13 protein-coding genes are annotated in these 20,396 nt (G+C 50.0%); 4 read left to right on the top strand and 9 right to left on the bottom strand.

All coding sequences use genetic code 11. The features are described from left to right. Positions 1-74: 74 nt before the first annotated feature. The 4 genes from QN379_RS05830 to QN379_RS05815 all read left to right on the top strand — a co-directional run bounded on the left by QN379_RS05830 (position 75) and on the right by QN379_RS05815 (position 8,899). Entirely contained in the window at positions 75-3,224 is a 3,150-nt protein-coding gene (locus QN379_RS05830; protein ID WP_323506224.1) for an MdtB/MuxB family multidrug efflux RND transporter permease subunit, read from the top strand. Between the two features lie 83 nt (positions 3,225-3,307). Beyond that, entirely contained in the window at positions 3,308-6,526 is a 3,219-nt protein-coding gene (locus tag QN379_RS05825) for an efflux RND transporter permease subunit (protein ID WP_323506223.1), read from the top strand. A gap of 128 nt (positions 6,527-6,654) precedes the next feature. Beyond that, entirely contained in the window at positions 6,655-8,232 is a 1,578-nt protein-coding gene (locus QN379_RS05820; RefSeq protein WP_323506222.1) for an efflux transporter outer membrane subunit, read from the top strand. A 235-nt stretch (positions 8,233-8,467) separates the two neighbouring features. Continuing rightward, on the top strand, positions 8,468-8,899 hold the full coding sequence (locus tag QN379_RS05815; protein ID WP_205319682.1) for an EamA family transporter: 432 nt from the start codon (positions 8,468-8,470) through the stop codon (positions 8,897-8,899). A gap of 113 nt (positions 8,900-9,012) precedes the next feature. On the opposite strand, the gene QN379_RS05810 is transcribed toward QN379_RS05815, so the two are convergent. The 9 genes from QN379_RS05810 to chvE all read right to left on the bottom strand — a co-directional run bounded on the left by QN379_RS05810 (position 9,013) and on the right by chvE (position 19,908). Then, positions 9,013-9,330 (bottom strand): hypothetical protein, encoded by a 318-nt coding sequence (locus tag QN379_RS05810; RefSeq protein ID WP_323506221.1) that lies wholly within the window; start codon positions 9,328-9,330, stop codon positions 9,013-9,015. Next, a complete protein-coding gene (locus tag QN379_RS05805; RefSeq protein ID WP_323506220.1) occupies positions 9,320-9,868 on the bottom strand; it encodes a hypothetical protein in 549 nt (182 codons plus the stop codon). Before QN379_RS05805 ends, QN379_RS05810 begins: the two co-directional genes overlap by 11 nt. A 354-nt stretch (positions 9,869-10,222) precedes the next feature. After that, positions 10,223-11,011 (bottom strand): SDR family oxidoreductase, encoded by a 789-nt coding sequence (locus tag QN379_RS05800; protein WP_323506219.1) that lies wholly within the window; start codon positions 11,009-11,011, stop codon positions 10,223-10,225. A 199-nt stretch (positions 11,012-11,210) separates the two neighbouring features. Continuing rightward, positions 11,211-12,788: an aldehyde dehydrogenase (NADP(+)) gene (locus QN379_RS05795; protein WP_322237117.1), complete on the bottom strand. Its 1,578-nt coding sequence runs from the start codon at positions 12,786-12,788 to the stop codon at positions 11,211-11,213. A gap of 50 nt (positions 12,789-12,838) precedes the next feature. Next, positions 12,839-13,834: an AraD1 family protein gene (araD1, locus tag QN379_RS05790; protein WP_322237115.1), complete on the bottom strand. Its 996-nt coding sequence runs from the start codon at positions 13,832-13,834 to the stop codon at positions 12,839-12,841. Between the two features lie 104 nt (positions 13,835-13,938). Beyond that, entirely contained in the window at positions 13,939-15,687 is a 1,749-nt protein-coding gene (locus tag QN379_RS05785) for an IlvD/Edd family dehydratase (protein ID WP_323506218.1), read from the bottom strand. Between the two features lie 160 nt (positions 15,688-15,847). Then, positions 15,848-17,053 (bottom strand): multiple monosaccharide ABC transporter permease, encoded by a 1,206-nt coding sequence (gene mmsB / locus QN379_RS05780; RefSeq protein WP_416186871.1) that lies wholly within the window; start codon positions 17,051-17,053, stop codon positions 15,848-15,850. Between the two features lie 13 nt (positions 17,054-17,066). Continuing rightward, positions 17,067-18,605: a multiple monosaccharide ABC transporter ATP-binding protein gene (mmsA, locus tag QN379_RS05775; RefSeq protein WP_323506217.1), complete on the bottom strand. Its 1,539-nt coding sequence runs from the start codon at positions 18,603-18,605 to the stop codon at positions 17,067-17,069. 241 nt (positions 18,606-18,846) lie between these two features. Next, positions 18,847-19,908, bottom strand: coding sequence for a multiple monosaccharide ABC transporter substrate-binding protein (chvE, locus tag QN379_RS05770; protein ID WP_322240544.1), 1,062 nt, complete (start codon positions 19,906-19,908; stop codon positions 18,847-18,849). Positions 19,909-20,396 lie beyond the last annotated feature (488 nt).

The raw sequence follows: 20,396 nt of genomic DNA, 5'->3' as shown, positions 1-20,396 counted from the left end.
GACCGACGCAGCAACGCAACTAATATAGCTTACGCAACCGACGACTAATTAACGTATAACGACGACCATAGCGCATGAATCCATCACGGCAGTTTATTCTCCGGCCAATCGCCACCACCTTAATGATGGTCGCCATCTTTTTGGCTGGGATCGTCGCCTATAAGCAGTTACCGCTATCGGCCTTGCCGGAAGTCGACTATCCGACGATTCAAGTCGTCACGCTCTATCCGGGAGCCAGTCCGGACGTCATGACCTCTTCGGTCACAGCACCGTTAGAGCGCCAGTTCGGGCAGATGCCCGGACTCAACCAAATGTCATCCACCAGTTCTGGCGGCGCATCGGTTATCACGCTCCAGTTCACTCTCGCGCTGAGTCTGGATATTGCCGAGCAAGAAGTCCAGGCAGCGATCAATGCCGCCGGTAATCTGCTGCCGTCAGATTTGCCGACCCCGCCAATTTATAACAAGGTCAATCCAGCCGACACACCGATTCTGTCACTTGCCATCACGTCAAAAACTCTGCCGTTACCTAAAGTTCAAGATCTAATCGACACCCGTCTGGCACAAAAAATATCGCAAGTTCCAGGCGTAGGCCTCGTCAGTCTCTCCGGTGGTCAGCGCCCTGCGGTGCGATTGCAACTTAATCCACGCGCAGTAGCAGCGCTCGGGTTGAACCTCGATGACATCAGAACCGCCATCGGCAACGCCAATGTGAATCAGGCAAAAGGCAGCTTCGACGGCCCGACAAGGGCGTCAACCATCGATGCCAACGACCAGTTATCCTCCGCCAATGAATACCGTAATCTGATCATCGCTTATAAAAACGGCGCCGCCATTCGCATCTCCGATATTGGCGACGTGGTCGATGATGCAGAAAACATCCGCCTTGCAGCATGGGCCAACAACGCGCCGGCCGTTATTTTGAACATCCAGCGCCAACCGGGTGCCAATGTTATCGGCGTGGTTGACAGCATCAAGAAAATCTTGCCGACTCTGCAAGACACGTTACCCGGCGCTATCGATGTCAAGATTCTAACTGACCGCACCACCACCATCCGCGCATCTGTCAAAGACGTCGAATTCGAATTGATCCTGGCGGTGATATTGGTTGTGATGGTGATTTTCGTCTTTCTGCGCAACATACCGGCCACTATTATTCCTAGCGTCGCCGTACCGTTGTCATTGGTCGGCACATTTGGGATTATGTACATGGCTGGATTTTCGATCAATAACCTGACGCTGATGGCGCTCACCATTGCGACCGGTTTTGTGGTCGATGACGCGATTGTGATGATCGAAAATATTTCGCGCTATATCGAGCAAGGCATGAAGCCGTTACAAGCCGCGCTAAAAGGCGCAGAGCAAATTGGCTTCACCATCATTTCGCTGACCTTCTCTCTGATTGCTGTGTTGATTCCGCTGCTATTCATGGGTGATGTCGTCGGCCGATTGTTTCGGGAATTTGCGATTACGCTGGCGGTCGCGATTCTGATTTCAGCGTTTATTTCGCTGACCCTTACTCCGATGATGTGCGCCAAGTTGCTGCGCCATACGCCGGAAGCAGAACAAAGCTGGTTCTATCGCAAAAGCGGCAATTTTTTTGACAATATCATTGCGCGCTATGGCAAAGCCCTGGTCTGGGTTCTGAAACATCAAAACGCTACGTTGTTAGTCGCCCTCGGAACACTCGCGTTAACAGTCATCCTCTATATTTTCATCCCAAAAGGTTTCTTTCCAATACAGGATACCGGTGTGATTCAGGGCATTTCCGAAGCTGCGCAATCCACTTCGTTTGGCGCGATGGCGGAACGCCAGCAAGCACTGGCAAAAGTCGTACTGGAAGATCCCGCGGTCGAAAGCTTATCCTCGTTCATCGGCGTTGACGGCACTAATACCACGCTCAATAGCGGCCGCATTCTGATCAATCTTAAAGCCCACGATACTCGCGACGTCAGCGCCACCGATGTCATCCGTCGTTTGCAGCCAAAGTTAGCCCGCGATGTACCGGGCATTACCTTGTACATGCAACCCGTACAAGATCTGACCATCGAAGACAGCGTCAGTCGTACCCAATATCAATTTAGCGTGGAAGATGCAAACGGACTTGAACTGACAAAATGGGTACCGAAATTAATTGATAAATTACAGCAACTACCGGAACTAGCTGATGTCGCCAGCAATCAGCAAGATATGGGATTACAGGCCTATATTGAGATCGACCGTAACGCAGCATCGCGTCTTGGCCTGACAACAGCGGCGATTGACAATGCTCTTTATAACTCGTTCGGCCAACGCCTCATTTCTACTATCTACACCCAGTCCAATCAATATCGGGTGGTGATGGAAGTACAGCCGGAATTTCAAAAAGGCCCAGCCGCGCTCGACAGTATTTTCCTGGTCGCCGCCAACGGCAAGCAGGTCCCGCTATCCAGCATTGCTACCGTCAGCGAGCGTAACGCGCCGCTAGTGGTGAACCATATCGGGCAGTTCCCGGCAACCACGATCTCCTTTAATCTGGCTCCTGGCGCATCGTTGGGCGCAGCAGTTGATGCGATACGTGTCGCTGAGAAAGAAATCGATTTGCCAGTCAGCATCCAGACGCGGTTCCAGGGCGCGGCGCTGGCATTTCAGGCTTCGCTAAGTAACACGCTCTGGCTGATTCTGGCCGCCATCGTCACCATGTATATCGTGCTTGGCGTCCTGTACGAGAGTTATATCCATCCCATCACGATTCTATCCACGCTACCATCCGCGGGCGTCGGAGCGTTATTGTCATTGATGATTTCTGGCAATGATTTGGGCATTATCGGCATCATCGGCATTATCCTGTTGATCGGTATCGTTAAAAAGAACGCGATTATGATGATCGACTTCGCCCTGGATGCAGAACGCAATGAGGGATTGTCGCCGCATGATGCGATTTATCAGGCCTGCTTGCTGCGTTTTCGGCCGATTTTGATGACCACCATGGCGGCGCTACTGGGTGCATTGCCGTTGATGCTTGGCACCGGCGTCGGCTCGGAACTACGTCAGCCGCTGGGTATCACCATGGTCGGCGGCTTGCTGGTTTCACAGGTATTAACCTTGTTCACCACGCCAGTTATTTATCTTGCATTTGACCGTCTGTCACGACGCTTTAAGGCGCGTTTTGGCAAAGCCGACAATGACAATCAAGATGACGATGATCAAGATGCGCGCGCGCCTACCGAACCAGTGCGGCCCTAATTGCACGTCGTTATGCTAATCAAAAAATGGTCCAAAGAGTCGAAAAAAGAGCGGCTCAAAAAGTGTATCAATAAAGTGCCCCTATGAATATTTCGCTTCCTTTTATTCAGCGACCGATCGCCACAACGCTTCTGACGATCGGGATAGCGTTGGCCGGTCTGGTGGCGTTTCGGATGCTGCCGGTATCGCCATTACCGCAAGTCGACTTCCCCACCATTTCGATCTCGGCATCCATGCCCGGAGCGAGTCCAGAGACTATGGCGGCGACGGTTGCGACCCCGCTCGAACGGGCGCTAGGTACGATCGCCGGAGTCACCGAAATGACTTCTTCAAGCTCGCTCAATTCCACGCGTATTACCTTGCAGTTCGATTTGAGTCGGGATATTGATGGCGCGGCGCGTGATGTTCAAGCGGCCTTGAATGCCGCACGTAACCTGTTGCCAACCGGCATGCCGAGTAGTCCCACCTATCGCAAAGTCAATCCCGCCGATGCGCCGGTAATGATTTTATCCTTGACTTCGGACAGCTTGACGCCAGGCCAGATTTACGATGCTGCCGATACGATACTGGCGCAAAAATTGTCTCAGGTTGCTGGTATCGGTAGTGTCAGCGTGGGCGGCAGTTCGCAACCGGCAGTTCGGATCGAGTTAAATCCAACTGCCCTTAACAAATATGGTATCGGTAGTGCTGACGTTCGCACCGCCGTTGCCGCAACCAATGCCAATCGTCCCAAAGGAATACTGGAAGACGGTGACAGAAATTGGCAGATTTACGCTAACGACCAAGCCAAGACCGCCGCTGAATACATGCCGTTAATCGTATCGTATCGCAACGGCGCTCCGATCCGCGTGCAGGATGTTGCTACCGTTTTGGATTCTGTTGCCGACCTGCGCAATGCCGGTTCCGCTAATGGCAAACCCGCCATTCTGGTCACCTTGAGCAGACAGCCGGGTGCGAATATTATCCAAACGGTCGACAATGTTCGCGCGATTTTACCGCAGTTGCAGGCTTCCATTCCATCCGCTATCAATCTTAATATCGCGATGGATCGCACGCCGACTATCCGAGCATCGCTGGTTGATACCGAACATACGTTATTCATATCAATCGCGTTGGTCATCATGGTGGTGTTTATGTTTCTGCGCAATGCACGTGCCGCGCTGATTCCCACCGTCGCGGTGCCAATCTCGTTGATTGGCACATTTGGCGTGATGTATTTACTCGGCTATAGCCTGGACAATCTGTCTTTGATGGCGCTGACAATCGCGACCGGATTCGTCGTCGATGATGCGATCGTGGTGCTGGAAAACGTCTCGCGTCATGTTGAAGAAGGTATGACGCCGTACGACGCCGCTATCAAAGGCGCGCGTGAAGTTGGCTTCACCGTCCTGTCGATGAGTATCTCGCTGATCGCTGTTTTCATCCCGATTCTGCTGATGGGCGGTATTGTTGGCCGCTTATTCCGTGAATTTGCGGTCACGCTGTCGGCGGCTATTCTGGTGTCACTGGTGGTCTCCCTGACGACTACGCCGATGATGTGCGCGCGCCTATTAAAACATGAGCCAAACCGCAAGCAAGGACGCTTCTTCACCGCTACCGAACGCATGTTTGATGCTGCGCTAAGCGGGTATAAACGTTCGCTGACCTGGGCGCTGCGCTTTGGGCCGCTGATGATACTGATTTTAGTGGGAACCATCGCGCTGAATATTCACCTGTACAAGATTATTCCGAAAGGCTTTTTCCCGCAACAGGATACCGGACGCCTGATTGGCGGGATTCAGGGCGATCAGGCGATTTCTTTTCAGGCGATGAAAGTCAAGCTGAATACTTTTGTGGCAATCGTTCAAAAAGATCCCGCGGTCGAAAATGTCATTGCCTTTACCGGTGGCAGCCGACGTAATAGCGGGGTGATGTTTATCACGCTCAAGCCGCTGTCTGTGCGTAAACTATCCGCTGATCTGGTCATTGCCAGATTACGCGGCAAACTCAGCCATGTTCCGGGCGCAAATCTCTTCTTGCAATCGGTACAGGATATTCGCGTCGGTGGTCGCTCCAGCGACGCACAATATCAATACACTTTGCAATCAGATGACATCAATCAGTTACGCCTTTGGGAGCCCAAAATACGGGCTGCACTGGATGCGTTACCCGAACTAGCCGATGTCAATACCGACCAAAATGATAAAGGTCTGCAAACCTCTTTGGTGATTGACCGGGAAACCGCCATCAGAAGCGGCGTGACGCCGCAATTAATCGACTCTTCGCTCAACGATCTATTCGGTCAACGCCAGATTTCAACCATCTATAGCGGAATGAATCAATACCATGTAGTGATGGAAGCATCCCCTGAATATTGGCAGAGTCCCGAAATTCTGCGCCATACGTATGTCAGCGTCACGCCAAAAAGCGCCAATCTTTCGCCCACCACTTCGGCATTAGGAACACCGCCAGCGTTGACCGCGAATGGTCAACTTGCATCTAACTCATCGCTGGCACAAACGCTTTCCACTGCGGTCGAAGCACAAGTCCCGCTATCTTCATTCTCGACGTTTGCAGCGACCAATACCGCACTCTCGGTGAATCACCAGAGCCAGTTTATCGCCTCCACTATTTCCTTTAATCTACCACCGGGGAAATCATTATCCGAGGCAACGTTAGCCATCAACAATGCCATGAGCCGACTAGGTGTTCCGACCTCGGTCCACGGCACTTTCGCTGGAACGGCCAACGTGTTTCAGTCTTCTTTGAACAGTCAGCCACTATTGATCCTGACGGCACTACTGGCGGTATATATCGTGCTGGGAATATTGTATGAAAGCTATATTCATCCGCTGACGATTCTATCGACCTTGCCATCTGCTGGCGTCGGTGCACTGTTGGCTCTGCTCATCACCAAAACCGATTTCAGTCTGATCGCTTTGATCGGCGTGATTCTGCTGATCGGTATCGTTAAGAAAAATGCCATCATGATGATCGACTTCGCCCTCGACGCGGAACGCAATCGCGGCATGTCGCCACGCGACGCGATTTTTGAAGCCTGTCTCCTACGATTCCGCCCGATTATGATGACCACAATGGCCGCCATGCTGGGCGCAATACCGTTGGCGCTTGGTCGCGGCGATGGCGCTGAATTACGCACCCCGCTTGGTATCTCGATTGTCGGTGGTTTGATCGTTAGCCAACTCCTGACTTTGTACACCACACCGGTCGTTTATCTTTATCTGGATCGCTTTAGTTTATGGTGGAAAGAGAAATTTAAACGCGCTGACCATGAAACTGATGGCGAAAGCGCCCATGTTTAACGGAAAGATAACCACCGAAATTGGTGGAAAAATAACAGAACAAGGAACGGCGCATCGCACCACGCGCAAGATTATTCGACATATTTTTAGGGCTGCCCTATTAGGCCCGATAAGTGGATGGAATTGATATGAAATACAATAATAGATTCACATTAGACTTATTGCGGAGCCGTAACGAGCGCAGTGAAGTCAAGGCGCGGGTAGGCGGCTACGAAAGAAGCCGGTTACCGGCTACATTGTTAGTAGCCTTTTCCGTAGCGGTGTTAAGCGCCTGCGCGGTCGGTCCCGATTACGTCCGTCCTGTCATGGAGGCGCCAACCGCCTTTAAAGAATCCAAGGATTGGAAAGTTGCGGAGCCGCGCGATCATGAACTTGGCGACCATTGGTGGGAAGGCTACAACGATCCCACACTGAACGCACTCATCACCCAGATCGACATATCGAATCAAAATCTGGCGCAAGCCGAAGCCAAATATCGCCAGGCGCGCGCGTTGGTGCAACAATCCCAGGCCGCATACTTTCCAACCGTTGGCGCGAATGTTTCAGCGACCCGATCTGGCGGAGGTGGCGCAAGCAATCGCACCAGTAATACCAACTCGACCAGCGGCAGTAGCTCTGCTTCAACTAGCCACTCGCTATCACTCAACGCAAGCTGGGAACCTGATTTGTGGGGGCGGGTGCGCCGCACAGTCGAATCAAATCAAGCCAATGCGCAAGCCAGCGCCGCCAACTTGCAGGCCGCAAAACTGAGTGCACAATCGGCATTGGCGCAGGATTATTGGCAACTGCGGATACTCGACGCACAGAAAAATTTGCTGCAAGATACCGTTACAGCCTATCAGAAGTCTTTTCAGCTAACCAAAAATCAGTATGCTGCGGGCGTAGTTGCCCAATCCGATGTCATACAGGCGCAAACCCAATTAAAATCGGCACAAGCTCAGATGATCGATCTCGGCGTACAAAGGGCTCAAACAGAACATGCGATCGCCCTGTTAGTCGGACAACCGGCGTCGACATTTTCAATCGCGCCTGCGCCTTTGGTTGCGGTCGTACCAGCCATTCCTACCGGCATACCGTCGTCACTATTAGAGCGTCGCCCTGATATCAGTGCCGCCGAAAGGCTCGCCGCTGCCGCTAACGCGCAGATCGGCGTTGCCAAAGCAGCGTACTTCCCTGCCCTCACCTTATCCGCATCAGGCGGCTTTGAGAGCAATAGCTTTGTCAATTGGCTTAGTCTGCCAAGCCGTGTCTGGTCGCTCGGACCCGCGCTGGCCCAGACAATTTTCGACGGTGGCGCACGCAAGGCGCAAACCGACCAGGCCATCGCCAACTATGACAGCACCGTCGCCGGATACAAGCAAGCGGTCTTGACCAGTTTCCAGGAGGTTGAAGATAATCTGGCAGCATTAAGAATATTGGAACAGGAAGCGCAGGTGCAGGACGAAACGGTAGTATCCGCACGCAAAGCGGTAACGCTGATCCTGAATCAATACAAAGCGGGATTAGTGAATTACACCAGCGTGGCGACTGTACAAGCTACCGCACTTAGCGCAGAGAATTCGGCTCTTAACATTCTTAATCGCCGCATGGCTGCCAGCGTACAACTGATTGCCGCATTAGGGGGCGGATGGAATCAGAACGCATTACCGGACAACGCAGCCTTAAATCACGGAAAAACACCAACAACATCACCCGCCCCAAATTAATTATTCTCCAAAACTGGCGAAGTATTTTCGGGATTGAGCGGACGTTTCCGGATAGTTCAGGTCTGCGACCAACTTAATTTGATCATTGTTTTAGATCATCAGACTCTGGATAATTGGTGTGAACTTGAGAATAAATGCATAGGGATGTAAATTAGCAATTTAGTAAATCAGCGACCTCGCGACTGAGAGTTAAGATACTACAACATCAGCTTGATAAACGATTCAGGAGAATCACATGGACTTGCGCAATAGTTGGCAGTTATATGCACTTGGATCGGCTTTTTTTGCAGGCCTGACCGCCATCTTCGGTAAGTTTGGCGTCACCGGTATGAACTCGAATTTCGCCACATTCATCCGCACCGTAATTATTTTGTTTGTCATTGCTGGTATTGTGACACTACGCAACGAATGGGAAAAACCAGCCTTGGTCGCCTCCAGCAACTGGTTATTTCTCGCACTGTCAGCCATCGCCACCGGCCTGTCCTGGCTCTGCTATTACCATGCCCTGCAAATCGGACCGATCACAAAAGTAGCCCCGATCGACAAACTCAGCGTCGCCTTCGCGATCGTATTGGGACTGTTGTTCGCTGGTGAGCAACTCACTTGGCCAATAGCTATCGGCGGATCATTGATCGTCGCCGGATCGGTCGTCATTATCGCGTTTTAGGTCGAATATAAGAATCGAGGCGATAAATTTTTCACCGCCGTTCGTGAAGGATTAGTATTAGCTGAACGACGTCGCTGCTTATCTTTTTCCAATAGGTCAAAAAGATAAATGACTTATAAATTTCTTCTGGCGAGCCATTTCAAAAATCCCAAGGTTTTTTTTCTCGGAATTTTCATGCCGCGAGATAGCATAATCAAATCTGCCATGTCGTTAAAAACCGCTATTTTTTCCCACTCTCCTTCTGGCGCCAACATGTCAAAATGTTTCTCTACGGCTTCTACAAAAAAAGAGAGATCATCTGAATCAATTTTAAAATCTTTAGTCACATCCGTAGTTGGCGAAATTTCTTTCCTCTCAATAAATCCGATTTCCACGACGAAGATATCCATGATTATTTCGAGGACTTCTTCACGGGTCTGATTATTTTCCATCACGCGCCTCCAGTGCACACATCCCAATACTAACAACATCGTAAATGGCAAAACCAACTGCGACAAAAGGCAATCCTCTACCGATGACGCCAAAAATTCGAGTCGAGCCAAAAGTGGCTTTCGCGGATTTTCGAAGACTAGTATGGACTTTTGCCATTGGAAAAAATTTATGTCCAAAATGACTGACCAAATTAGTATTTTCACTAGAGCGCAGCAACGGTCTATAACCAAGCATCGATTTAGGTACTGGCATCCCACCAATACCAGCGCTCACAGAAATAGCAGCCAGTCCGTAATGGTCTTTCGCACAATTCCATAGTTGGTCAAGTGATAGATCCGGGATTTTTACATCGGGCCTTGAAATTTTCGTAAGTTGATATTGACCGTCATCGCCGAGCATTGCTATTGCGCCGCTGTAACCCTCCAATGATGAAAAGTCGTTCGCCAATCTACCTGTGTGAAGATTGTTGGTCAGACTACGATTATTTATTTTTTGTACGCCTTCAAAAATAGCGGCGTCAATAGTACATTCTTTCATGAGGCTGATCCCGGTAGATGCATCTTTACGCGTTGTGCGTAAGAGCGATCTATTGTGCTTCAAAAAAATTGTAATTATTAATTGGCGAAAGAGTACTTAAGGTTTTGTCTTACCATTGAAAATCAAGCGAAAATGTTTCTGCCATGCGCTTATCAAAACGTATCGACGAAATCGGCGAGCGTGATCTGCCCGACAGAACGGTTTGTGTGGAGGACCTTGATATGGGAAGAAAATAGGGGATTTTTTAACTTGGGCTGCGGGCCAAGTTGAACAGTTTACTCTGATCGGCGACACCGTCGGAGCAATTTTGCGCAATGACCATACCGCACGTTGCGGTATCATTTCAGAAAAAAATTAACTCCAACCAGCATCAACCACAAATTCCTGCGATGTACACATCACACTATCGTCCGATGCCAAAAACAGCACCATCCGCGCCAGGTGCCAGGGCAATAATTTTCCAGACAGACATTGGTTGCGTTTGATGTCAGCCTCGCCTTTTTCATCCAGCCACAAATTATTCTGTCGTTCAGTAATTACCCAACCCGGCGTGACAGTATTGACCCGAATATTATGTGGACCAAGTTCCCGCGCCAGTCCACGCGTTAATCCGATCACCGCCGACTTAGCCGTGACGTAAGCCGGATAGCCACCGTTTGCTATGTGCCAGCTAATCGAACTAAAATTAATAATTGAACCACCGCCTTTTTTCTTCATGCCAGCTAACACCGCCTGACAAGTAAAAAATAACGGTCTCTGATTAATCGCAATACTGTTATCCCAAAACTCTACACTGACATCTTCAACGGCGTGCCGTGTATCATTCGCAGCGTTATTCACCAGAACGTCAAAATCACCAATCTCTTTGGCCATTGCTGCCATCGTTGCCTGCAACAGGCCGATGTCGCGGATATCGCAATGCCGAAACAACGGTGCAGGGAAGCCCGCTGCAGCCAATCTAGCGCATAATGCTTCGCTCGCTTCCGTTGCGATATCGACGAAGGCAACCAACGCACCCTGCTCCGCAAATGCGCTGACCAGCGCCTCGCCAATTCCGGTACAGCCGCCGGTAATGAATATGCGCTTCCCCTTTAAGCTCGGATATTGTGCAAGACCCTTAATCGCTTTTTGACTCGCTGACATGCTTACTCCAAAGTGTGAGGATTTACGTAAAATCGCTCCGTTAGGATTGTACATTCCTGACGAACTGTCTTCATCGCCAGGTTTGACAACCGCGTATCCGGAGCGATTTTGTGTCAGTCTGATAGAACTGTTCCGTCATCTAACATAAATAAACCTCACCGACTGTTTAGGGATCGACCAAGTATCCACGGATTGAACGTTATTTTGATAGTTTGCCATCCACGCGCTGCCAGATTCCCAATGGATTGCTATCCTGAATAGCGCTTGGCAACAATTGCTGCGGCAGATTCTGATACGACACCGGGCGCAAGAAGCGCTCTATTGCAGCACTGCCAACGGATGTACTGCGACCATCGGAAGTCGATGGGAATGGTCCGCCATGCACCATCGAATAGGACACTTCCACGCCAGTTGGAAAACCATTTGCCAGAATACGGCCAACTTTTCGTTCGAGGATGGGCAGCAATGTTCCCACTGCTTCATAGTCGCCCTCATCCATTTGCAATGTTGCGGTCAACTGACCTTCAAGATGTTCTGCAACTTGCTGCATTTCGGCGATATCCGCACAACTGATCAATAACGATGTTGGGCCAAAAATCTCTTCCGACAAATGCGCATCGACCAAAAAATCTGCCGCGCTGGCAGAGAATAACGATGGCGTACCTTTACAAGCACCATCAACGGCAACACCGCGACTAAGATCGTGCACCTTAGTATTTGCTGCCAGGCGACTAACCCCTTTTTGATAGGAATCATGTATCCCTGCGGTCAACATCGTGGCCGCAGTGCGTTGCGATAATTGCTCGGCTGCGAGTGTCGTGAAGCGTTCGAAATCAGCGCCCGCTACACCCAGTACCAAACCAGGATTGGTACAAAACTGACCGACGCCCATCACCAGAGAATCGACGAAACTGGTCGCCAGCGTATCGCCGCGGGCGGACAATGCTTGGGGCATCATGAAGACCGGATTAATACTACTCATTTCGGCATATACAGGAATCGGTTGCGGACGCGCAGCCGCAACTGCCATCAACGCCAATCCGCCTTGTCGTGAGCCGGTAAAGCCAACAGCCTGAATGGCAGGATGACGGACCAGCGCAGTGCCAAGATCATTGCCAACACCTGTCAATAGAGAAAATACGCCTTCCGGCAAGTTGCACTCGGCGACCGCTTGTTGTACCGCACGCCCCACCAATTCGGAAGTACCAGGATGCGCAGGATGTGCCTTAACAACTACCGGGCAACCGGCTGCCAGCGCCGCGGCCGTATCGCCACCGGCGACGGAAAATGCCAGTGGAAAATTGCTAGCGCCAAACACCGCAACCGGACCCAATGCAATCATCCGCATGCGCAGATCAACACGCGCAAGCGGCTTACGTTCTGGCAATGCCGGATCAATGCGCGCATCCATCCATGAGCCTTCGCGCAACACCGCAGCAAATAACTTTAGTTGTCCGACGGTACGACCGCGCTCGCCTTCAAGACGCGCTTGCGGCAAACCGCTCTCGGCCATGGCGCGTAGGATCAACGGTTCGCCCAGATCAATAATTTTTTGGGCAATCGTTTCCAGAAAGCGTGCACGGGTCTCCGGATCGGTCGCCCGATAGGGATCAAAAGCTTTTTGGGCCAGAGTGCAAGCTTGGTCAATCTGTGCGCTATTGACCGTATGAAAAACTGGCGCGATGTCCGTGCCCGAGACCGGACTGAATGCCGAAAATACTTCACCGTCGCCGGTAACGCTTTTAGCGCCGATGAGCGCCTGACCTGTGATATTCAATGGAGATTCCTTGGCCGATAACGGCAGATGTTTAATGGCTTAGCGATAGCTTAAAGAGAATGAATTATAGGACGCGATAGTTCTTCCACGGCAAGTCGATTGCGCAAAGGTGGTCCGAATGCGGCTACGTCGATCTCAAAGGTTTCGCCCGCTGATACTTCAATTCCATCCACGCAACTTAGTGTCGCTGTGCCGAAGAAATGCACGTGCACGTCACCTGGACGGCAAAATAATGGATATTTAAAGTGATGATATTCCAAATTGGCGATGGTATGCGACATGTTGTCCTCACCGCTGACGAATGGTTTCTCCCAGCGCACTGCGCCTGCGGTGTCGAGAATTCGTGACATCCCTTCTACGTGGGAGGGTAATTCTCCCAACAATAAAGCCGGTCCCAGTGAACACTGGCGTAACTTGGAATGCGCCAAGTAGAGGTAATTCTGGCGCTCAGTCACGTGGTCTGAAAATTCGTTACCAATTGCATAACCCAAACGATACGGGGAGCCATCGACACCGATCACGTACAAGGCCGCGATTTCAGGCTCTTCGCCGCCATCTAACGCAAAGTGCGGCATGGTTAACGCTTCGCCACTGGCGCGTACGATCGAGCCATCACCTTTGTAGAACCATTCTGGTTGAACGCCCAACTTTCCTGCTGCGGGTTTTCCACCGTCGAGTCCCATACGAAACATTTTCATGCTATCGGTGAGCGTATCGATAGCGCTGACTTTTTTATGCATGGCGTCACGGCCATCAGCGCTGCCGAGATGCGTTAAGCCAGTGCCAGTAACAAAACAATGCGCGTGATCGGAATGATCCAACGGCGCTAAAAGTCGACCTTGTTCAGCGACGGTTACATAATCCACAACAGTCTCACCCAATGCACTGGTGGCGAGATCTTTTAGGGATGTTTTTTTGGCGATAGCTGCTTGCGCCAACGCATAAGTCGTCGCGTAACCGTCAATCAGGCGAATGGTCTCACTGTCGCTATCTAAAACGCCGATATGGCGGCTGTTGTCTGGTTGCTTGAATTGAACTAATAACATGGCTGTTCCGATTAAAAAATGCTTTTTAAAACGGTACAAACCTCGCCAAAACCACATAGTTCTTTTGATTAAAACAGCGAGACCTGACCGATTACGTTCATTGGTTAGTGTGAGTGCTTTGGCACTGCCGACCCCCGACAACCAACCAGGAAATCGAAGTCGCAACCTTCATCTGCTTGCAGCACACGGTCAATGTAAAGCTGTTGATAGCCACCTTTCATGGTCGGCGCATTGGTATCCACTGCTGCCGCCCGTGCGGTCTGGCGCTCCGCCATTTCTGCGTCGCTGATATCCAGATGCAAGCGTCCTGCATGACAATCCAGCTCGATCCAGTCGCCATCCTGTACGATGCCCAGCGGGCCACCGGCGGCTGCCTCCGGCGCTACGTGCAACACCACTGTGCCGTACGCAGTACCGCTCATTCTTGCGTCCGAAATTCGCACCATATCTTTGACCGCTTGCGCCAACAATTTTGGTGGAAGCCCCATATTGCCGACTTCAGCCATGCCCGGATACCCTTTAGGGCCGCAGTTTTTCATCACCAGCACCGAGCTTGCATCGACGTCCAGATCAGGATCGTTGATACGGATCTTATAGTGATCGAAATCCTCAAAAACAACAGCGCGACCACGGTGCTGCATCAATTCCGGCGAGGCAGCTGAAGGCTTTAGTACTGCCCCGCGTGGGGCCAGATTACCGCGCAGAATACAAATTCCGCCATCAGCAATCAGCGGATTATCCAACGTTCGAATCACCTCATCGTTGTACACCGGCGCACTTAATGTGTTTTCCCAGATCGATTTGCCATTCACCGTTAATGCATCCTTGTGCGGCAGCAGATTGCCATCACCAAGTCGACGCAAAACACCGGGTAAGCCACCAGCGTAATAGAACTCTTCCATCAAGAAGCGGCCGGACGGTTGCAAATCAACGATCGTGGGTGTGCCGCGGCCAATGTTAGTCCAATCTTCCAACTCCAGATTGACCCCGATACGGCCCGCAATCGCTTTCAAATGAATCACCGCGTTGGTGGAACCACCGATGGCGGCATTCACACGGATCGCATTTTCGAACGCTTCACGCGTTAGAATTTTGGATAGGCGCAGATCTTCCCATACCATCTCCACAATCCGCATTCCCGACATATGTGCCAGCACATAGCGTCGCGCATCAACAGCGGGAATGGCAGCATTGTGTGGTAATGACGTACCTAGTGCTTCGGCCATACATGCCATGGTCGACGCCGTTCCCATAGTGTTGCAGGTGCCGGCCGATCGCGACATACCGGCTTCTGCCGACATAAATTCGTGCATGGTAATCTGGCCTGCCTTGACGGCTTCGCTCAACTGCCAAACCGCCGTGCCGGAACCAATATCTTTGCCATTATGTTTGCCATTCAGCATCGGGCCACCCGTGACGACGATGGCGGGAATATCGCAGCTGGCCGCGCCCATTAGCAGAGCGGGCGTGGTTTTATCGCAGCCGACCAACAACACCACCGCATCCATCGGATTGCCACGGATCGACTCCTCTACATCAATACTTGCCAGATTACGGGTTAGCATTGCCGTAGGACGCAGATTGGATTCGCCGCTGGAGAAAACCGGAAACTCAACCGGGAATCCGCCCGCCTCTAAAATCCCGTTTTTTACGTGTTCCGCAATTTTGCGAAAATGGGCATTACATGGCGTTAGCTCGGACCAGGTGTTGCAAATCCCGATGATGGGCTTTCCTTGAAACTCATGATCAGGAATGCCTTGATTTTTCATCCAGCTACGATACATGAAGCCGTTTTTGTCATTGGTGCCAAACCATTCGGCGGAGCGTAATGGACGTTTTTTGTCGATAGTCATGGTTGGCCTTCTTTTAAAAGATGAGCAGCATCCACTGGATCGCCGGGATACAGGATGCAAATGAAAAAATTGATCTAGGTTGTAAAGCGACCTCAGGTCTTGAAACGTAAGACCTGGCGCTTAAAAGGTCTTGCAATAATTCTTACAATAAGCGTTGCGCTTATTTGTTCTTGTTGTAGACATCGACACAAACAGCAGCTAGCAATACAAGACCTTTAATGACTTGCTGATAGTCAATTCCGATACCCATTATCGACATGCCGTTGTTCATCACACCCATCACAAACGCGCCGATCACAGCGCCCATAACTTTGCCGACACCGCCGGATGCCGAAGCGCCACCGATGAAACAGGCAGCAATTACATCTAGTTCAAATCCGGTACCGGCTTTTGGTGTCGCAGTATTCAGGCGTGCGGCAAAAATGAGTCCCGCCAAAGCAGCCAGCAAGCCCATGTTGACGAAGGTATAAAACGATACACGTGTTGTTTTGATACCAGATAATTTTGCGGCCTTTTCGTTACCACCGACAGCGTAGACGCGGCGACCTAGCGTCGTGCGATTAGCGATAAAGGTGTACACGACCATCAATGCAAACATGATGATCAATACGTTTGGCATCCCTTTGTAAGTCGAAAGCAAGTAGCTGAAATAAATGATGATGGACACAAACACGATATTTTTAATGATAAAAAACGTCAGCGGTTCGTCCTCCATTCCATGCTTGGTTTGGCTTAACCGCCCCCGAATTTTGACAATGATCAAGATTGCAGCAACAGCAACGCCTGCAAGCAACGATGTAGTGCGCAAGTCGACACCGTTTAGTGGATCAGGAATAAATCCTGAGCTGAGTCGCTGAAATGTATCAGGAAACGGTCCTACCGACTGTCCGTCCAGCAACGCCAGTGTTAATCCTTTAAATACCAACATCCCGGCAAGCGTAACGATAAACGACGGTATCCGAAAAAATGCCACAAAATAACCTTGCGCGCCACCGATAACAGCGCCAGCAATCAGGCAAATTACGATAGTAAGAATAAAGTTAAGGTGAAAATTCACCATCAGAACAGCCGCCAGCGCACCAACAAAACCGACTACCGAACCCACCGATAAATCGATGTGTCCCGCGACAATCACCATCAACATCCCAAGAGCCATGATGACAATATAACTATTCTGCAACACCAGATTGGTGAGGTTCAATGGCCGCATCAGCGTGCCATTTGTCATGTATTGGAAGAACGCCATGATCGCTATCAACGACAGCAACATCCCGTACTCACGCATATTCTTTTTGAGAAAACCTGCGTAGTCTTTGGTTTCCGCGATTGGTATAGGGCCAGGAAGTTGTGTCTCTGCTGCTGCCATTTTTGAGTTCATATTAGTTATCTCCGATCTTCGCGTTTTTTACAATCGCGCGCATAATTTTTTCTTGAGACGCTTCTGCCGCCAAAAACTCACCAACGAAGTTTCCTTCGTTCATGACATAAGTACGGTCACACATTCCCAGCAATTCGGGCATTTCCGATGAGATCATGATGATGCATTTTCCCTCAGCAGCCAATTGACTGATGATGTTGTAAATCTCGTACTTTGCACCGACGTCAATCCCGCGCGTCGGCTCATCGAGAATTAGCACATCAGGGTTGGAGAAAAGCCACTTACTCAGCACCACTTTTTGCTGATTTCCACCCGATAAATTCAACACTTTTTGAAACACACTGGCGCAGCGAATCCGTAATTTGTTGCGGTAATCGGCAGCGACTTTATATTCCTGCCCTTCATCAATCACCAGCATCTTAGACACGCCGTCAAGATTCGCCAGAGTGATATTTTTTTGTATATCCTCATCCAGAATCAGACCGTAACCTTTTCGGTCTTCGGTGACATACGCGATGCCGTGGTTAATTGCTTTTTGGACTGTGCCGACATCAATTTCTTTGCCACGCAAAAAAACCTTGCCACTGATACGCTTGCCGTAAGTCCGTCCAAAAATACTCATCGCCAGCTCGGTACGACCCGCGCCCATCAATCCGGCGATGCCGACAATTTCGCCTTTTTTTACATGAAAATCGACGCCTTTGATCACTTCCCGATCAGGGTGCAACGGATGATGCACGCGCCATTGCTTTACTTCAAATATGGTTTCGCCAATGTCAGGTGTGCGCTTCGGATAACGATCAGCCATTTCACGACCAACCATGTTCTGGATGATGCGATCTTCGCTGATGACTTCTTTGTGGCAATCCAGCGTATCGACTGTCGTGCCGTCGCGCAAGATCGTAATCGAGTCCGCTACCTTCGAAATTTCGTTGAGTTTATGTGAAATAAGGATCGAAGAAATTCCCTCAGCCTTGAGTTCCAGCAACAGTTCGAGCAATGCGTCGCTGTCGCTTTCATTCAGGCTGGCGGTTGGCTCATCCAAAATCAGCAATTTGACTTTTTTAGAGAGCGCTTTGGCAATTTCAATCAACTGCTGCTTACCAACACCCAAGTTCGTGATCAACGTACTCGGCGATTCTTTCAGCCCGACTTTTTGCAGGAGTTCTTTGGCTTTGTTGTACGACAAAGCCGTATCGATAATGCCGTTGGTGGCCTGCTCGTTTCCAAGAAAAATATTTTCTGTAATCGACAACAAGGGCACTAATGCCAACTCTTGATGGATGATGATGATGCCGATCTTTTCGCTATCGGCAATATCTTTAAATTGGCGTTCCTGGCCTTGAAAATGAATTTCACCCGAATAGGTACCGTGGGGAAACACGCCACTCAGCACTTTCATCAAGGTTGATTTTCCTGCTCCGTTTTCGCCCACCAAAGCGTGAATTTCGCCGCTGCGGACGACCAGATTGACATTATCCAGCGCCTTGACGCCCGGAAATGTTTTCTGGATTCCTCGCATCTCAAGGATCGTTTCCATCTTATAACCTCTTATCGTCACCAGAGCGCCGCAATGTTGCAACTTTCAGCACTTGATTGACAACCAAATTTCGACTGAATATTAATAACAGGGTTTCGTTAACACCTTCGCTGATCGTACGAATCGGCACTTGCGACGGGTTCAGTACCGACATCAATACCGCATCCATTCAGCACCGCAGAATCGAATGGAGAAGCAACTCTCCTATCGAAACCACGGTTCTTCGCGCAGGTTTATTACTTTATTTAATTTGCGCTTCGGTGTAATAACCGCTGCCAGTGACCAATACTTGCTTCCAGTTAGACGCATCAACAACGACCGGCTTCAACAGGAACGCAGGAACAACCTTCACGCCATTGTTATAGGTTTTGGTATCGTTGATTGCCGGTGTCTTACCGCTTAACACAGCATCAACCATGCCGACCGTCACCTTGGCGAGTTCACGCGTATCTTTAAAGACCGTTGAGCGTTGCTCGCCGCGGATAATTGATTTCACCGATGGGATCTCGGCATCTTGTCCTGTGACGACAGGCATTGGTAGTTTTGGCGTGCCATATCCGACACCTTTCAACGATGAAATGATACCGATACTCAAGCCATCATATGGCGACAAAACCGCATCTACCCGTGCGTTTGTGTAATACGCGCTCAACAGATTATCCATACGCGCCTGTGCAACTGCACCATCCCAACGTAGCGTGGAAACCTTTTCCATGCCCATCTGCTTGCTACGAACAACCAGCTTGCCGCTATCGATATATGGTTTCAAGACTGACATCGCGCCATTGTAGAAAAAGAAGGCATTGTTATCATCTGCCGAACCGCCGAAAAGCTCAATATTGAATGGACCCTTGCCATCTTTTAAATCGAGCGCTTTGACGATATAACCGGCTTGCAGTACGCCAACCTGAAAGTTGTCGAAAGTGGCGTAGTAATTAACGTTTTTGGAATTGCGGATCAAACGATCATACGCAATAATCTTGACGCCCTTGTCGGCGGCTTTTTGCAGTACGTCGGACAGCGTTGTGCCGTCAATTGATGCGATCACCAGGACTTTTGCGCCTTTGGTTACCATGTTTTCAATTTGCGCCAACTGATTCGGGATGTCATCTTCAGCGTATTGCAAATCGGTCTTGTAACCTTTTTCTTTGAAGACCTTGACCATATTGTCACCATCAGCGATCCAGCGCGCTGAGGATTTTGTCGGCATTGAAATACCGACCAATGCTTTTTCCTGCGCGCTGGCCTGCGATGCAACGCCAATCAGGCCTATCATCAATCCTAGAATCGTGGATTTAATCATCTTCACAACTTGTCTCCTTTAGTTATTGTGGTGCTGCGAGTATTAAGTACGACGAACCTGCTAGTGTTAGGTCAAACGACAACGGTGATGTGCTTTCTACAGCAACCTCGCCCGGCGCCAATCAGCACACTTTTTTTATTATCGCAAAATAAGGTAGCACGGCTTTGATGGAATACCTTTCCCAAACGCATCTTAACCTTTTCAATGCCAACCTTTTTAACAACTTCACCCGTTATAGTACGAATGTTAGCGATATCAAACAAATGAATTTTTTTACAAATTCAATATTCATTTTGATATCCAGGGCTCAGTTCGCCCCCAGAGATATAGTGCAACTGTGAGCGACCTGATTACTCTAGCCAAAAGAAAAAATACGCGCTTATTGGCTAAATCTTGGCATAGTGTAAAAATTCCTGGGCGCTATGACCAATCACTTTTTATTCATAAGTGATATCTATTTTGGTATCACTAGATTGCGCGCTGACTGA

The sequence above is a fragment of the Glaciimonas sp. Gout2 genome (assembly GCF_035018905.1).
In the GTDB taxonomy this organism is placed as follows: Bacteria; Pseudomonadota; Gammaproteobacteria; order Burkholderiales; family Burkholderiaceae_D; genus Glaciimonas.
Note: the sequence above shows the minus strand (reverse complement) of the source record. Positions and strands in the feature narration are given on the sequence as shown.

Excerpts from the sequence above, each read along its gene's own strand:
- mmsB (WP_416186871.1), bottom strand. The coding sequence starts at position 17,053 with ATGGCAGCAGCAGAGACACAACTTCCTGGCCCTATACCAATCGCGGAA.
- QN379_RS05785 (WP_323506218.1), bottom strand. The coding sequence starts at position 15,687 with ATGACTATCGACAAAAAACGTCCATTACGCTCCGCCGAATGGTTTGGC.
- QN379_RS05800 (WP_323506219.1), bottom strand. The coding sequence starts at position 11,011 with ATGTCAGCGAGTCAAAAAGCGATTAAGGGTCTTGCACAATATCCGAGC.
- mmsA (WP_323506217.1), bottom strand. The coding sequence starts at position 18,605 with ATGGAAACGATCCTTGAGATGCGAGGAATCCAGAAAACATTTCCGGGC.
- QN379_RS05830 (WP_323506224.1), top strand. The coding sequence starts at position 75 with ATGAATCCATCACGGCAGTTTATTCTCCGGCCAATCGCCACCACCTTA.
- QN379_RS05825 (WP_323506223.1), top strand. The coding sequence starts at position 3,308 with ATGAATATTTCGCTTCCTTTTATTCAGCGACCGATCGCCACAACGCTT.
- chvE (WP_322240544.1), bottom strand. The coding sequence starts at position 19,908 with ATGATTAAATCCACGATTCTAGGATTGATGATAGGCCTGATTGGCGTT.
- QN379_RS05815 (WP_205319682.1), top strand. The coding sequence starts at position 8,468 with ATGGACTTGCGCAATAGTTGGCAGTTATATGCACTTGGATCGGCTTTT.
- QN379_RS05810 (WP_323506221.1), bottom strand. The coding sequence starts at position 9,330 with ATGGAAAATAATCAGACCCGTGAAGAAGTCCTCGAAATAATCATGGAT.
- QN379_RS05805 (WP_323506220.1), bottom strand. The coding sequence starts at position 9,868 with ATGAAAGAATGTACTATTGACGCCGCTATTTTTGAAGGCGTACAAAAA.
- QN379_RS05820 (WP_323506222.1), top strand. The coding sequence starts at position 6,655 with ATGAAATACAATAATAGATTCACATTAGACTTATTGCGGAGCCGTAAC.
- araD1 (WP_322237115.1), bottom strand. The coding sequence starts at position 13,834 with ATGTTATTAGTTCAATTCAAGCAACCAGACAACAGCCGCCATATCGGC.